We start from the raw sequence: 15,663 nt of genomic DNA, 5'->3' as shown, positions 1-15,663 counted from the left end.
ACCGATGACCATGAGCCTCGATCTGCCCGCCACGCGCAGCCGCTCCGGCCGCCTTGCCCTCACCGGGCTCGGCATCGCCGTTCTGCTGGCGTTGCCCTTCATGCTCGGCGGCTATTTCCTGTTCATCGCCAGCCTGGTGCTGGTCTATGTACTGGCGGCCTTCGGCACAAACCTGCTCACCGGCTACACGAACCTCATCTCGCTGGCAGGTGCCGTGTTCTTCGGCATCGGCGCCTACGGGGCCGCCATCCTGACCGGCGAATACGGTGTCACCCTGCTGATCGCAGCGCTTGCGGCGGGCCTCGTCGCGATGGTCGTGGGCCTGCTGCTCGCCATTCCGCTGCTGCGCCTGGAAGAGGTCTTCCTCGCCATGGCGACGCTCGGCTTCGTGATGATCTTCGCCGAGATCGCCAAATCGGGCGGCGAGCTGACCGGCGGCGAGAACGGCATGGGCGTCGCCGCACCGGATCTCTTCGGCCTGGAACTCGGCGGTGCCGGCACCTACTGGATGCTGCTTGCAGTGGTCGCGGTGCTGATGTGGATGGGGGCGAATTTCGGCGCCAGCCGCTGGGGACGCGCGCTGAAAGCCGTCAAGGGCAGCGAATCCGCCGCGCGGATCATGGGGCTCGATACCGCCCGTCTCAAGATCGTCGCCTTTGCGCTCTCCTCGTTCTATTGCGGGATTGCCGGTGCGCTCTACGGTCCGCTGATCCGCTTCATCGACCCGTCCACCTTCGACCTGATGGTGTCCATCAGCTTCGTCTCGATGGTGATCGTGGGCGGTCTGGGCTCGATCCGCGGCTCGATCCTCGGCGCTGCCTTCGTGATCGCGGTACCGCAATGCCTGACCTATCTGGGGCTCGATCAGGTCCAGCGGTCGGTCTATGGCCTCGCCATGATCCTGTCGCTGATGTTCCTGCCCGGCGGCCTTTCCGGCCTCGGCCACACGCTGTTCCGGAGGCACCGCCCATGACCGCCGCATCCGGGCTGCTCACGATCCGCGACCTCGCCATCTCATTCGGGGGCCTGAAGGCGGTGGACGGCATCGACGTCACCGTCCACCAGGGTGAAATTCATGCCCTGATCGGCCCCAATGGTGCCGGCAAAACCACCGTGCTGAACTGCATCAGCCGGTTCTACGATGCCGCACGTGGCAGCATCCGTTTCGACGGCCAGGAACTTCTGGGCCTGAAATCTCATCGGGTCGCCCGGCTCGGCATTGCCCGCACCTTCCAGAATCTTGAGCTGTTCTCGGAACTGAGCGTCCTCGACAATGTACTGATCGGCCGTGACCAGGCAATGTCGGCGGGCATTCTGCCGGCCATGCTGCGCCTGCCCTCGGAACGCCGCGAAGCGACACGGGAACGCGATCATGCCCTGGGCCTGATCGACGAGGTCGGCCTTGGCGGTGATGCCGAGGCGATCGTGGGCGATCTGCCCTATGGCCGGCAGAAGCTTGCCGAACTCGCCCGCGCCCTGGCGCTGGATCCGACGCTGCTGCTGCTGGACGAGCCCGCCGCGGGTATGAACCAGGCCGAGGCCCGTACACTCGGCGATCTGCTGCTGCGGCTGCGCGATCGCCATGGCCTGACCATCCTGTTGATCGAGCACAACATGTCGCTGGTCATGCGGGTGTCCGATCGGATCACGGTCATGGAACAGGGCCGCTTCCTCGCCGCCGGCACTCCCTCTGAAATCGAGCGCCACGACGCCGTCATTGCAGCCTATCTGGGCAATCGCGACGCGAATGCCGTTCCCCGGCGCGAGCGCCGCCGGAATGGCGTGGCGAAGGAGATGGCCCATGGCTGATACACCCATTCTGGAGGTCTCGGGCCTGGTCGCCGCCTATGGCGCAATCCGCGCTCTCCATGGTGTCGATCTGTCGCTCATGCCGGGCGAGGTGGTGGCCGTGCTCGGCGCCAACGGTGCCGGCAAGACCACGCTGCTGCGCTGCCTGTCGGGCCTGCTGAAGCCGGTAGACGGCCGGATTGTCTTCGATGGCGACGACATCACGGCAAAGGCGGCGGAAGGGCTGGTTGCCCGGGGCATCTCTCATATCCCCCAGGGCCGGATGGTGTTTCCGGGGTTGAGCGTGCGCGAGAACCTGATCGTGGGCGGCTGGACCCGCGATCGCGCCGCCACCGCGCTGGGCATCGATCGGGCCTGCACCTATTTCCCCCGGCTCGCCGAGCGCATGGACCAGCAGGCCGGCACGCTCTCGGGCGGCGAACAGCAGATGCTCGCCGTGGCCCGGGGGCTGATGTCGCAGCCCCGTCTTCTGATGCTCGACGAGCCCTCGATGGGGGTCGCGCCGGTGATCAAGGCGGTGATCTTCGACGCGCTTGCCGACATCGCCCGCGACGAAGGCGTCACCATGCTGATCGTGGAACAGGATGCCGAACTGGCGCTCGATCTCGCCGATCGCGGCTATGTACTGGAAACCGGCAGTCTCGCGGTCCAGGGCCCGGCCGAGGCTCTCCTCGCCGACGATGCCCTGCGCCGCGCCTATCTGGGCGGCTGATCCGCCCCCGAAGATTTCGCATCCGCACCGCCGGCGGATCCGCCTGCATCAAGAGATCCCCGGCACCACAGGGAGGAGAGACCGGATGACCCTGCGCTTCGACCGGCTGCGCCGCCGTCTGCTGACGGCCGCCGCCGCCATCGCCCTTGCATCCGCCCTGCCGGCGGGTCTGTCGCACCCGGCTTTTGCCGCAGATCCCGGTGTTTCCGGCGATGCCGTCAAGGTCGGCAGCACCCTCGCCCTCTCGGGCACGCTCGCCTATATGGGCAAGGCCGTGCAGGAGGGCATGGAGACCTATTTCGGCATGCTCAACGATCAGGGCGGCGTCAACGGCCGCAAGATCGAGCTCGTCTCCTATGACGATGAATTCAAGCCGCCAAAGGCGGTCGCCAACGCCAAGCTGCTGGTGGAGCGCGACGAGGTCATGGCTCTGGTCGGCCCGGTCGGCACGGCCACGGTACTCGCGGCCTATGAATATCTGGAGCCCAAGGGCGTGCCGATCGTGGGGGCGCTCAGCATTTCGGATGCGGTGACCAATCCACCGCGCAAGCTGCTCTTCGCCCTGCCCTCGCCGCAGTCGACAGAGGCCCCGGCCTATGTTGACTATGCCGTGAACGAGTTGGGGGCGAAAAAGGTCGCGATGCTGGTGCAGAACGACGCCTGGGGCAAGCCTGCCCAGGAATACACCGAAAAGCAGCTCGCGACCCACGGCATGAAGCTGGTCGAAGTCCAGAACTTCGAACGCCTTGCCACGGATCTCACCAGTCAGGTGGCCCGTCTGAAGGCCGCCGAACCGGATGTGGTCATCCTCTATGCCCTGGGCCAGCAGGCGGCGATCTTCTTCAAGAACGCCGAGAAGCTGGGCTGGAACCCGACCGTGTTCGGCGCGGGCGGGCTCAATGATCCCAAATTCGTCGAACTGCTCGGTGGCGGCGCCGGCAAAACCCTCTATGTCGCGTCCTATTATGATCCGGTCGACGGCGAGAACTTGGCGATCCGGGCCTTCGTCGCCGAATACGGCAAGCGTTTTCCGAAATCGACCCCGTCGAGCCTGGCGCTGATGGGCTATTCGGCGGCCGCCACCTTCGCCGAGGCGCTGAAGCAGGCCGGCGACGAGCCGACCCGCGACAAGCTGGTGACCGCACTCGAAGGCATGAAGGGTTTCGACCAGAAGATCGGTCCCGCGATCACCTTCGCCCCGCTCTCGGACGATCCCTATTCGCGTCGCGGCCAGACCGGCGTGGTGCTGATGCAGCTCAAGGATGGCGGCTTCCGGTCGCTCGGCGCCGTCATCGACCCGGTCCGCGGCGGAAAGTAAGACCGGCCTCGGATGCCCGGGCAGGCCGGGTGATGCACCCGGCCTGCCCGGCTCCATAAGGCCGGCTGCACGACAGATCCTCCCCTTCGACGAAAGAGACCCCACCGATGTCCCATGCCCGCATGCTCCGCGACCGGATCGAGGCCGGCCAGACCATCTGGATGGCCGGCGCCTATGACGTGCTGTCGGCCCGGCTGGTGGCGGATGCCGGCTTCGACGCCGTCTTCACCACCGGCTTCGGCGTCTCGGCCAGCCTGCTGGGTGAACCGGATGTCGAGCTCTATACCATGACCGAGAATGTGGGCGTGGTCCGCGCCATCGCCGATGTGATCGACATGCCGCTGGTCGCCGATGCCGATACCGGTTACGGCAATGTCGTCAACATCGTGCGCACCGTCCGGGCTTTCGAGAAGGCCGGCGCGGCTGCGATGATCTTTGAAGACCAGGTGGTCCCCAAGCGCTGCCCGGTGGTCGCCGGCGCACTGGAAATCCTGCCGATCGACGAGGCGGTGGCCAAGATCCGGGCTGCTGTGGATGCCCGCCGCGACCCGGACACCATCATCGTCGCCCGCACCGACGCCGAGACCATGGAAGAATGTATCCGCCGCGGCCAGGCCTATGCGGAGGCCGGTGCCGATCTGATCCAGCCGATTTCGCGCTGCGTAAGGTCGAAGGCTGATCTGACCGCTCTGCGGCAGGCCGTGGGCAGGCCGCTGTCGCTGCAGATCCTGGGCTGGCTGGAAGACGAGTTGTCGCCCGAAGACATCGCCGAAGTCGCGGGCTTCGCCACCTTCCCGCTGGTGCCGCTGATGACCGCGACCCAGGCCCTGGTCGACAACCTGTCGGTGCTGGCGCGTGACCGCAGCACCCGTAATCTGCCCCGTGCCCGCACTCAGCCGCAGCTGTTTAAAAGCCTGATCGGCTACTCGCGCATCGAAGAGTTGCAGGATAAGTATATCCGCGCCAAATGACGGCAGGCGCGACTCCGGCCACGCGGCCGTGGCCGGTATGGGTGAAAGTGGCAGGCATGGCGAAGGCGAACGGACGGATCGGTGACGAGCCCGAGGCAACGGCCGGGGGTGGCGAGGCGACGGGGGGCGACGGCGGCCCCACCACCGTCCGCGCCGTGCTGCGCGCAGTTCAGGTGCTGCGAGCCTTCACCGTCGTCGAGCCCTGGGCGACCCTGACCGAGGTCGTGGCCCGCACGGGGCTCGACAAAGCCACCACCCGTCGGCTGCTGGTCACGTTGATGGAAGCGGGTCTCGTGGTCCAGGATCGCGAGACCCATCGCTACGCCCTCAGTCTGGCCATGATCGAGCTGTCCAGCGCCGTCCCCGATAATCTCGGGCTGCGCAAGGCCGCAGCCCCCATTCTCACCGATCTTGCACGAGAAATAGACGGCACCAGCTTTCTGTCGATTTATCGCGAACATTCAGCTCTTTGCCTGGAAAAATTCCACCATGACCGCTCCATCCAGGTGCGCTGGTGGGCAGTGGGCGGCGCCTTGCCCGCCAATGTCGGCGGCGCGCCTAAACTACTGCTCGCCTTCCAGCCGCCTGAAGAAATAGACCGTGCGATCAGCCAGGGGCTGAGCCGGCTTACGCCGCACAGCATCACCGATGCTGGCGCCTTCCGGGAGGAACTCGGGCGTATCCGCATGCAGGGGCACGTTGTCGCCGTCGACGATGTGGTCGAAGGGCTGGCAGCCATGGCAGCGCCGGTGCACGATCGCGACGGCCGGGTGATTGCGGCCATCTCGATCGCCGGCCTCACCCCCCATATCGCGGGCAGCCGTGCGGCTGCGAATCTGACGGCTTTGCTCAACGCTGCACGCCGGATCAGCCAGAGCGTGGCCTGAACCGCACGGCGATCATGCCCCCTTGCCGGGAGCGTGATTCTAGGCTGCACAGTGGGTTGCGCGCCATTTTGCTGTCGCATCCGGCCCGGAACCTGCCTATAGTGGTTGAAGTCATCGTTTCGAATCAGACGATGACCCGCAGGCGATCTCGCCCGCAGGACGGTTCCGTGCCTCGTTCTCCGACCATACCCCGGTCTTCGTTCGAGCGCGCGGGGTATCGTTTTCCGGGTGGGTTCCGGCGGAACCTCTGGAATCAGGAGCGCGCGCGTACCGGCAGGCGATTTCGCCCCCAGCCCCCGTCCGGCCAAGTCTTACGGATCCCGTCAGCGCGGTTCCAGACCTACCCGTTCAGGTAACGGCACGGCGCCATCGCCGCTCAGTTCTCCGAAAGCAAAAACCAAACCGGTGGCCGAAATGGCTGATGGTCTCTGCTATCTCAGGTAGCATAGGCCGATCCGATCCGGGACATGGAACCTTTCGGCGTCTCACCGGTTTCCACGCCTCCTTGTATCGTGACGCCCGCCGCGGGGAACGGCGGGCTCCGCAGTCGGAAGGGAAGGGCGACGCGCCATGGCGACCGGCACCGTCAAGTGGTTCAACAGCACCAAGGGCTACGGCTTCATCACGCCCGATACCGGCGGCAAGGATGTGTTCGTGCACATCAGCGCCGTTGAGCGGGCCGGCCTGACGACCCTGAACGAAGGGCAGCGGCTGGAATACAATGTGCTGACCGAGCGCAAGGGTGAGAAGGCCGTCGATCTCGTCCCGGCCGACTGACAGAACCGGCTTCCGGACCCCCCTACGCCCCGCAGGGAGGCGAGGCACCGGGTGGTATCCGGTCGGGTTTCCGGCGACGGAGACCCCGTAAAACGCGTGGCATTTCCACAAGTGCCATGACGGGTGGCTATCGGATCCAGCACCCGCCCCCGACCGGGGCGATATCGGGTCGGATGGCCGCAGGACCAGGAGTGCGCGTACCGGAAGATGCCGGACGACGGGGGAGGAACCGGCGATCCGCATCGACGCTGAGCAGTGTCCGGTCACTTTCCGCCTCCATCATCACGTCCGGCGGATCGATCGCGTGTGGAGACGCGGCCGTCGGATCACCAAGACCAGGAAGAGCGACCAGACATGGCGACCGGCACCGTTAAGTGGTTCAACAGCACCAAGGGCTACGGCTTCATCACCCCGGACGAGGGCGGAAAGGACGTCTTCGTGCACATCAGCGCCGTCGAGCGCGCAGGCCTTTCGACGCTGAACGAAGGGCAGCGTCTGGGTTACAGCCTGCTCACCGAGCGCAAGGGTGACAAGGCGGTGGATCTGGTTCCTGCCGACTGAGGCGACACCAGACCTCGGGGTTTCAGAGGAAACGGGCGGCAGCGCAGGCTGTCGCCCGTTTTCGTCAGCAGAGGGGCAGCCATCGTCACCGGAACGTCATTGCCACGCCATAAAACCTGACGGTCGAACGGGTTAAGACTCCGCTCCGGGAAAGCGACACGTGCCGAGGGAGCGGTGCTCCGCCGCTTCAGGCGCCAGTCGCCCGGAGGGCCCTTCCGATGACCACGGTCGCACGAGTTCAGCCGCCGCTCTCCTTTCGTCCGGGCACCACCGCGTCGGGCGATCACGGCCAGGCCGGCCACCACCCCAGAACGCCACCGTCAGGCCAGGACCGGAGAACAGGCGGCTGCGGACCGGACGGCCCTGGCGGCGAGCGTCGGCAATACCGGACGGTGTTCATCTCGGATCTGCATCTGGGGACGCGCTTCTGCCGCACCGATCTGTTGCTCGATTTTCTGGACGCCGTCGACTGCGATCACCTGTTCCTGGTCGGAGATATCGTCGATGGCTGGCGGCTGCGCCGGTCCTGGTTCTGGGACGGGCCGCATAATCAGGTCGTGCAGGCGATTCTCGCCAAGGCTGCGGCGGGTACCCGGGTCACCTGGGTGATCGGCAATCATGACGAATGCCTGATGGCCTATGCCGGCCTTGCCTTCGGTGGCATCGAACTCGTCCGCGAAAGCGAACACGAGCTGGCCGACGGCCGACGCTTCCTGATCGTTCACGGCGATGCCTTCGACATGGTGGTGCGCTATGCCAAGGGCGTGGCCCTGCTCGGCGATGTCGCCTACAACCTGGCGCTCCGTGCCAATCGTTGGCTGAACGTGGCTCGCAGGCGGCTTGGCCTGCCCTACTGGTCGCTCTCGGCATATCTGAAGCAGCGGGTGAAGGAAGCGGTGGACTTCATCAACCGCTTCGAACGTGCCGTCACGGACGAAGCCCGGCGACGCGGCTATGACGGCGTGGTCTGCGGCCATATCCACCACGCGGACATCCGCGAAACCGACGGCATCGTCTATGCCAATGATGGCGACTGGGTGGAAAGCTGCACGGCCATTGCCGAGACCCGCGATGGCCGCCTGCAGATCCTCGACTGGGGGGCCCGCGCCCGCCGCCGGGAACTGGTGGCTCTGGCCCGTGCCCGCCGATCCCAGGCCGGTACGCCCCGCCTTCTGCCGGCGCCGGTCGCCGAACGCCGCCCTGCGCGCGAACCGGCGGCCTGATCGATGATCCAGAATCTCGATAGGCCCGCCGTCACCCGCCTGGTACTGGTCACCGATGCCTGGGCCCCGCAGGTCAACGGTGTGGTCCGTACGCTGGGACGCATGGTCGATGCCATGACCGCCGGCGGTGCCGCGGTGAAGGTGATCGCGCCTGCCGATTTCCGCACCCTGCCCTGCCCCACCTATCCGGAAATCCGACTGTCGCTCGTGACACCGGCGATGGTCGGGCGGCGGATTCTGGCACACCGTCCGGATGCCTTGCACATCGCGACCGAAGGCCCGCTCGGCATTGCCGCCCGGCACTGGGCACTGCGCCACGGCGTTCCCTTCACCACGGCCTTTCACACCCGTTTCCCCGAATACATCGCAGCCCGCACCGGTCTGCCGCTCAGTCTCTCCTATGGCTTCATGCGCCGGTTTCACAATGCCGGGGTGCGCACCATGGTCGCAACGCCCTCGCTTGCGGACGACCTCCGGCAGCGGGGCTTTTCCAGGGTTGCCATGTGGTGCCGGGGCGTTGATCTGGACGGCTTCTCCCCCGCGCTGCGCGGCACCCCGCCTCCTCGGGACGATGGCGAACTTGCGCGGCTTCCCGGCCTGCCCCGGCCCCTGATGCTCTATGTCGGTCGGGTGGCGGTGGAAAAGAACATCCAGGCCTTTCTCAACATAACAGGCCTGCCGGGCACCCGGGTGGTCATCGGCGACGGACCGGCACGGGCCGATCTCATGCGGCGCCACCCGGATGCAGTTTTTCCGGGCCTTCGCCGCGGGGCCGCCCTCGCCTGGGCCTATGCCCAGGCCGATGTCTTCGTGTTCCCCAGCCGCACCGATACCTTCGGCCTGGTCATGCTGGAAGCTATGGCGAGCGGTGTGCCGGTGGCCGGCTACCCCGTCACCGGCCCGATCGACGTGGTCGATCAGGCGGGCGGCACGGGTGCACTCGACGAAGACCTCGGGGCAGCGATCCGTCGGGCGCTGCCGCTGGGCGGGGCCGCAGCAAGATCGCATGCCGAACGCTTCACCTGGGAAGCCTGCGCCAACCGGTTCCAGGCGTTGCTGGCGCCCTTTGCGTCGACAGATCTGCCCGCCCCTGCAGCTGAAGCTGCTCTGGTCGGATGACGGCGGGGCTGCGGCGCCCTATATCACTGGTGCCCCCCGTGATGCGTCGAGGTTGCCGCAGATGCCCGCCACGCCCGATCCCGCCGGCATCGCCGCCTCGGAAGGCCTTGTTCGCGGTCTTCTGTTCTTCGGTGGCTTCCTGCTGCTGATTCTCGCGGAAAGATGGCGGCCCCGGCGCGGCCGGCATCATCCGCTCGACCGCCGCCGGCGGTGGACCACCAATCTGGGCCTTGCGGTCATCGACACCCTGGTGCTGCGCCTTGTTCTGCCGGCCGCGGCAGTCGGCGCCGCTCTCAGCTTCGAGGCGCATGGCCTGGGGGTATTCCCGATGCTCGGCCTGCCGCTCTGGGCGGCCGGCGTGATCGGCTTCCTGGTCCTCGATCTCTCAATCTGGGCACAGCACGTGGCGATGCACCGTGTGCCACTGCTCTGGCGGCTGCACCGTATCCACCATCTCGACACCGCCCTCGACACGACAACGGCCCTGCGCTTCCATCCCGCTGAAATCCTGCTCTCCGCCGGCTGGAAGATCCTGGTCATTCTGATGCTCGGTATACCGGCCGCGGCAGTTCTCGTTTTCGAAGCAGCCCTGAGCCTTGCGGCGCTGTTCAACCACGCCGATCTCGATCTTGGCCGGGCCGACCGGCCACTCTCCCGCCTGATTGCCACGCCGGACTGGCATCGTATCCACCATTCGACGGTGCCCACGGAAACCAACAGCAATTACGCCTTCCTGCTCACGCTCTGGGACCGGCTATCCGGCACGGCCTGTCTGGCACCATCCGCCGGTCATGACACTATGACGATCGGCCTTCAGGACGAACCGGATGGGCAGGCGTCGCTGCCCGCGCTTCTCACGCTACCTTTTCGGCGGAAAGGGTCGGAATCATCCGATCGGTTTGCATGATGGAGCACTTATGCGCAAATCACTGGCGGTTCATTCTAGTAATAATTGATTAACCAACACCGTCATACCTTCGGGGTCTCGGCTGTCTCGATCACCTGGCCTAAAGGGTTTCGCATGCGTATCTCACTCGGGCTCTCCGCCAAGATCATCCTCATCGGCGGCGGAGCGCTCGCGGCGCTTCTGGCAGTCGGCATCCTGGCGGTCAGCCGGATGGCCGAAGACCGCGTGCTCGATCTGTCCCGCGAATCGGGCCGCACGCTCTCACGCGAGATCGCGCAGGAAGCCGCACGAGATCTTTCCCTGGATCTCTCGATTGCCCGTGGCATCGCCGGTACCATGGAAACGCTCAAGGCGCAGGGAGTCAGCAGCCGGGCCACCTATGATGCGGTGCTGGACCGCAACTTCTTCGAACATCCGGACCTTCTCGCGGTCTGGGCCGCCTTCGAGCCCAATGCGATCGATGGCCAGGACATCCTGTTCCAGGGCGAAGAAAACACCGACCAGACCGGGCGTTACCTCACCCGGTTCAGCCGGGTGGCGGAAGCCCGCGAAGTGGGAGCCGTCACGGGCTATGCAGAAGGTCCGGATTCAGGTTTCTACCGATCCCCGATCGAAACCGGCAGACCCTATGCCAGCCCGCCGGTGACGCGGCGCATCGCCGGGACTGATGTGCTGACCATCTCGCTCACCGCTCCGATCCGCCTGGACGGCAAGGTGATCGGTGTTGCCGGTGTCGATCTCAATCTCAAGGTGTGGAATGACCGCCTGAACGCCATCCATCCGCTAGATGCCGGCAATGTGGTGCTGTTCACCGACGAGGCACTCACGGTCACCCATCCCGATCCGTCGAAGATCGGTGCGTCACTGATTGAACTGTCCGCGGATGCCGCGGATTTCGCTGATGCGGTCCGCAGGGGCGAGGCGCTGGAGCGCACGGCCTGGTCACCCAGCGTCGAGGCCATGGTCTTCCGGAACGCGGTACCGGTCGCCGTCACGGGTCTCGGCAGGCCATGGAGTGTGCTGGTCAACATCCGTGAAGACGCCATGCGCGCGGCGTCCTGGGAGATCCGCGATGCGATGGTGATCGGCGGCATCATGCTTGTGGTCCTGATCGTGGCCGCGCTTGCGGTCACGGTCTGGCTGCTGGTGCAGCGACCGCTCAAGGTATCGATGACCACGATCGGCCGGCTGACCGATGGCGACACTGCAATCGATGTGTCCGGCACTCATCGTCGCGACGAGATCGGCGGGCTCAATCGCGCTCTGGTACACTTTCGGGATACGCTCGCCGAGGCAGAGCGTCTGCGTCTCGCGCAGGCGGCTGCCGAGCGTCGCGCGGAAGAGGCCCGCAGGGAGTCGACGCTGGGGCTCGCCGATACCCTGGAACGCGAGGTCCGCGGCATCGCCGACGAAATGACCGGGCTTGCTCAGGAGCTGGAGCGCGGCGCGGCCGAAATGCGCGGCATTGCCGATACCACCTCGGCCAATTCAGCGACCGTCGCCGCAGCCGGCGAGGAGACCAATGTCAACGTCCAGACCGTCGCCACCGCCACCGAGGAATTGACCGCCTCTGCCCATGAAATCGGCCGGCAGGTCACCACCGCCTCCGACATCATCGCCGAAGCGTCGAGTCGTGCGGCGGACACCGACGGCATCGTGCGCCGGCTCGCCGATTCGGCGCGGCAGATCGGCGACGTGGTGCGATTGATCAACGATATCGCCACTCAGACCAACCTGCTGGCGCTGAACGCGACCATCGAGGCCGCACGCGCGGGTGAAGCAGGCAAAGGCTTTGCCGTGGTCGCTTCCGAGGTGAAGACGCTGGCAACCCAGACCGCCAAGGCGACCGAAGAGATTACCGCCAGAATCTCCGCCACCCAGAGCGATACCGGGCAGGCGGTCAATGCCATTGCCCGCATCGTCGAAACCATCGGCCGGGTGCGCGAAGCCTCTACCACCATCGCCAGCGCAGTCGAAGAGCAGATCGCCTCCATCGGCGAGATTGCGCACAATGTCAATCAGGCGGCGGACGGCACCCGCACCATCTCATCTGCGATCGGCGAGGTCGCGGGAAGCGCGGGTCGAACGGCAGAGGCCGCGACTTCGGTCGCCGATGCGACCGGCCATCTCTCATCCGCGGCAACCACGCTGCGTCGTGCGGTTGAGAATGTGGTTGATTCACTCCGCCGTGAAGCCCGGGAGACGGCAGAGCGTCTGGGTATGCACCCCTGACGACACGGTCCTGATCAGTCGGCGTAAGGCGGCGGTGGTGGCGCCATCAGATCCCGATGGGCGTCAAGGAAAGCGGCCATCGTCGCTTCGGCACGTCGGCGATTGAGCTTCTGCACCGGTCCCGGCCGTTCCCGGGAACGCAGCCGGTCGAACAGCACCAGACTCGCGGCCATGGCGACGTTGAGCGAGAACCGCATCGGGATTTTTACGACATGGGCCGCACGGTCCAAGAATTCCGGGGCCAGCATGCCGCGCTCGGGGCCCAGCACATAGATTGCCCGCGACGGATGCCGGAAGGACGGCAGATCGACGGCGTCCGGCGTCAGTTCCACGGCGACCAGGGTGAAGCCTTCGGGAAAAACGGCGCTGGCCGGGCTTTCAAAGGCAAGATGCGGCACGGTCGGCCGCGGTGCTGCAGCCTCGGCGGCGACGGCTTCTTCCCAGAAGCGCCAATGCCGGCTCGCCTGCCAGTCAGCCCCGGCGGTGAAGGTGTAGGATCCGCCATGTGCCGCCGCCAGTCGGTTGAGCGTGCCTGCATTGAACGGCTTGCTGGACCGATCGAGACCGATCGCAAAACAGCCACCGGCCACAGGATCCTCAATGGGTGTCGACATCGGTGCTTTCTCCGTCGGGACTGTCATCCGCGTGGCAGGTATAACCGCCAGCCGACGGGACGGGCAATCCACGTTCGTCCCAAAGGTCGATGTAGACCAATGATATTCACACATCCTTGAACAATACGGAGATGCACTGGCCACCATAAACATACATCCTGCTCGCCATGAAATACAAAATTCTCTTTCTGGTTTTATATTACAGAATAAATTTCGATCTTATGGCCTGTATTCCTTGATGACCGAAGGAGTTGATTAACACATTTCGTCTAAAGTACCTCGCAATGCACGAAAATGCTGCGCCGGTCGGCTGCAGCTAAGTATCCGCGTGTCCGGAACACGCAGGAAATAAACGCGGGGTACCGTATGCGTCTCACGCTCGGGCTTTCATCAAAGATCATCCTCATCGGCGGCGGAGCGCTCGCCGTATTGCTGACTTCCGGGATTACGGCGGTCACCCGGATCGCAGAGAACAGGGTTCTTGAATCGTCGCTGGAGGCGGGACGAACCCTGTCAAGGCAGTTGGCTGCCGAGATCGGGCGCGACCTTGCCCTTGATGTAGGCACCGCGGCATCCCTCGCCGGCTCACTCGGTGCACTCAAGGCGAATGGCACGACGGAGCGCAGTGCCTATGACGCCATCATCGACCGGACTTTTGCAGACAAGACCCATCTGCTCGGTGTCTGGGCCGGCTTCGAGCCTGATGCGCTCGACGGGAATGATGCCGGGTTCCGCAACACGCCCCGTTCGGACGCGACCGGTCGTTTCCTGAGTTATGTGAACCGTATCGGTGGCACCACCAACATCAGCCATCTCACGGCGTATGACGACGCGAATTCGGATTACTACACAACCCCGATGAGCACCGGGAAAACGTACCTCACGCCCCCCACCCTTTATGACATTGCCGGCAAAGATGTCATGACACTGTCGGCATCGGTGCCGATTTTCAGTGGTGGCAAGCCGATCGGCGTGGCGGGCGTCGATGTCGAGCTCGACGGCTGGAACAAGCGTCTGAACGAAACCAAACCCTTCGGCACCGGCAATGTGCTGTTGTTTACCGACGGGGGGCTTGTGGTCAACCACCCCAATCCCGACCTGCGTGGCCGGCCGATGAAGGATTTGACCAGCGAGGACGTCACGGAATACGTCCAGGCCGTCGCCGAAGGCCGCGGCCTGGAAGCTGTCTCCTGGTCTCCCAGCCTGGAGAAGAGCGTTTTTCGACTGGTGGTGCCGGTGAAGATCACCGGCTACGATAAGCCGTGGAGCCTGTTCATCAACATCCCGGAAGACTCGATGCGCGCCGCATCGGTAGATGTTCGTGACAGCATGGTCCTCGGCGGCATTATTCTCGTCATCCTGGTTGTCATCGCACTTGCCGTCACTGTCATTATGCTGATCAAGCGCCCGCTGACAGCGTCAATGGGCGTTATCGGCCGGCTGACCGAAGGTCACACCGGCATCGAGATTCCCGGGACGGACCGCCATGACGAGATTGGTGGGCTCAATCGGGCCCTGGTGAATTTCCGCGACACGCTTGCCGAGACCGAGCGTCTGCGCCTCGCTCAGGCTGCCGCCGAACGCCGGGCGGAAGAAGCCCGTCGGGAATCGACTTTGGGCCTTGCCGACACGTTGGAACGCGAGGTGCGGGGCATCGCCGACGAGATGACCGGTCTTGCCCAGGAGCTGGAGCGCGGCGCGGCCGAAATGCGCGGTATCGCCGACACCACCTCGGCCAATTCGGCGACCGTCGCCGCTGCCGGTGAAGAGACCAACGTCAACGTCCAGACCGTCGCCACCGCCACCGAAGAACTGACCGCGTCGGCCCACGAAATCGGCCGGCAGGTCACCACGGCATCAGACATCATCGCCGAGGCATCGAGCCGCGCGGCGGACACCGACGGGATCGTCCGGAGGCTGGCCGGCTCGGCCCGCCAGATAGGCGACGTGGTGCAGCTGATCAACGACATCGCGTCGCAGACCAACCTGCTTGCCCTCAACGCCACGATCGAGGCGGCCCGCGCGGGTGAGGCCGGCAAGGGCTTCGCCGTGGTGGCCTCTGAAGTCAAGACCCTGGCCACACAGACCGCAAAAGCGACGGAAGAGATCACCGCACGCATTGCCGCCACCCAGGGTGATACTGAACAGGCGGTCAGCGCCATCGCCCGGATCGTCGAAACCATCGGTCGGGTCAGGGAAGCCTCCGCGACCATCGCCAGTGCAGTGGAAGAGCAGATCGCCGCAATCGGCGAGATTGCACATAACGTCAATCAGGCAGCTGACGGCACCCGCACCATCTCGTCGGCTATCGGTGAGGTCGCAGGAGGCGCCGGCCGCACGGCGGAAGCCGCCACATCCGTCGCCGACGCCACCGCCCATCTTGCCCACAGCTCTGAAGCCCTCCGCCGGTCGGTCGAGAATGTGGTGGATTCGCTCCGCCGCGAGGCCCGGGAAACCGGCGAACGCCTGGGCCTCTGATCCGGACATCATCGGCCCCCGCGCCCCCCGCTCCCCCGGAGCGGGGGGTTGCCAT

The 15,663-nt window shown here is 65.4% G+C and carries 14 protein-coding genes; 13 read left to right on the top strand and 1 reads right to left on the bottom strand.

What is annotated here, in order from left to right; genetic code table 11:
* The first annotated feature begins 4 nt into the window (after positions 1-4).
* From P7L68_RS16120 to P7L68_RS16065, 12 genes are all read left to right on the top strand, one after another.
* Positions 5-973 (top strand): branched-chain amino acid ABC transporter permease, encoded by a 969-nt coding sequence (locus P7L68_RS16120; protein ID WP_372006644.1) that lies wholly within the window; start codon positions 5-7, stop codon positions 971-973.
* Positions 970-1,809, top strand: a complete 840-nt coding sequence (locus P7L68_RS16115) for an ABC transporter ATP-binding protein (protein ID WP_372006643.1) — start codon at positions 970-972, stop codon at positions 1,807-1,809. The genes P7L68_RS16120 and P7L68_RS16115 overlap by 4 nt, the downstream gene beginning before the upstream one ends.
* Positions 1,802-2,521, top strand: a complete 720-nt coding sequence (locus P7L68_RS16110; RefSeq protein ID WP_372006642.1) for an ABC transporter ATP-binding protein — start codon at positions 1,802-1,804, stop codon at positions 2,519-2,521. Before P7L68_RS16115 ends, P7L68_RS16110 begins: the two co-directional genes overlap by 8 nt.
* Positions 2,522-2,606: 85 nt before the next feature.
* Positions 2,607-3,839, top strand: a complete 1,233-nt coding sequence (locus tag P7L68_RS16105; RefSeq protein ID WP_372006641.1) for an ABC transporter substrate-binding protein — start codon at positions 2,607-2,609, stop codon at positions 3,837-3,839.
* A 107-nt stretch (positions 3,840-3,946) separates the two neighbouring features.
* Positions 3,947-4,810 carry an oxaloacetate decarboxylase gene (locus P7L68_RS16100; RefSeq protein ID WP_372006640.1) on the top strand — a complete coding sequence of 288 codons (864 nt, stop codon included), beginning with the start codon at positions 3,947-3,949 and terminating at the stop codon, positions 4,808-4,810.
* Between the two features lie 56 nt (positions 4,811-4,866).
* Positions 4,867-5,697, top strand: coding sequence for an IclR family transcriptional regulator (locus P7L68_RS16095; RefSeq protein ID WP_372006639.1), 831 nt, complete (start codon positions 4,867-4,869; stop codon positions 5,695-5,697).
* A gap of 570 nt (positions 5,698-6,267) precedes the next feature.
* On the top strand, positions 6,268-6,474 hold the full coding sequence (locus tag P7L68_RS16090) for a cold-shock protein (RefSeq protein WP_014745156.1): 207 nt from the start codon (positions 6,268-6,270) through the stop codon (positions 6,472-6,474).
* 354 nt (positions 6,475-6,828) lie between these two features.
* Positions 6,829-7,035, top strand: coding sequence for a cold-shock protein (locus tag P7L68_RS16085; protein ID WP_372006638.1), 207 nt, complete (start codon positions 6,829-6,831; stop codon positions 7,033-7,035).
* 218 nt (positions 7,036-7,253) lie between these two features.
* On the top strand, positions 7,254-8,258 hold the full coding sequence (locus P7L68_RS16080; RefSeq protein WP_372006637.1) for a UDP-2,3-diacylglucosamine diphosphatase: 1,005 nt from the start codon (positions 7,254-7,256) through the stop codon (positions 8,256-8,258).
* Between the two features lie 3 nt (positions 8,259-8,261).
* Positions 8,262-9,377, top strand: a complete 1,116-nt coding sequence (locus tag P7L68_RS16075) for a glycosyltransferase family 4 protein (RefSeq protein ID WP_372006636.1) — start codon at positions 8,262-8,264, stop codon at positions 9,375-9,377.
* A gap of 61 nt (positions 9,378-9,438) precedes the next feature.
* Complete coding sequence (locus P7L68_RS16070; RefSeq protein WP_372006635.1) at positions 9,439-10,284, top strand: sterol desaturase family protein; 846 nt, start codon at positions 9,439-9,441, stop codon at positions 10,282-10,284.
* Between the two features lie 114 nt (positions 10,285-10,398).
* Positions 10,399-12,516: a methyl-accepting chemotaxis protein gene (locus tag P7L68_RS16065; RefSeq protein ID WP_372006634.1), complete on the top strand. Its 2,118-nt coding sequence runs from the start codon at positions 10,399-10,401 to the stop codon at positions 12,514-12,516.
* A 14-nt stretch (positions 12,517-12,530) separates the two neighbouring features.
* On the opposite strand, the gene P7L68_RS16060 is transcribed toward P7L68_RS16065, so the two are convergent.
* Positions 12,531-13,130: a TrmH family RNA methyltransferase gene (locus P7L68_RS16060; protein ID WP_372006633.1), complete on the bottom strand. Its 600-nt coding sequence runs from the start codon at positions 13,128-13,130 to the stop codon at positions 12,531-12,533.
* 366 nt (positions 13,131-13,496) lie between these two features.
* Between P7L68_RS16060 and P7L68_RS16055 the strand changes: the two genes are divergently transcribed.
* Positions 13,497-15,608 (top strand): methyl-accepting chemotaxis protein, encoded by a 2,112-nt coding sequence (locus P7L68_RS16055; RefSeq protein ID WP_372006632.1) that lies wholly within the window; start codon positions 13,497-13,499, stop codon positions 15,606-15,608.
* Positions 15,609-15,663: the final 55 nt, after the last annotated feature.

It is taken from the genome of Tistrella mobilis, from assembly GCF_041468085.1.
In the GTDB taxonomy this organism is placed as follows: Bacteria; Pseudomonadota; Alphaproteobacteria; order Tistrellales; family Tistrellaceae; genus Tistrella; species Tistrella mobilis_A.
The sequence above is the reverse complement of the archived record's forward strand: the minus strand, read 5'-3'. Positions and strand labels throughout refer to the sequence as shown.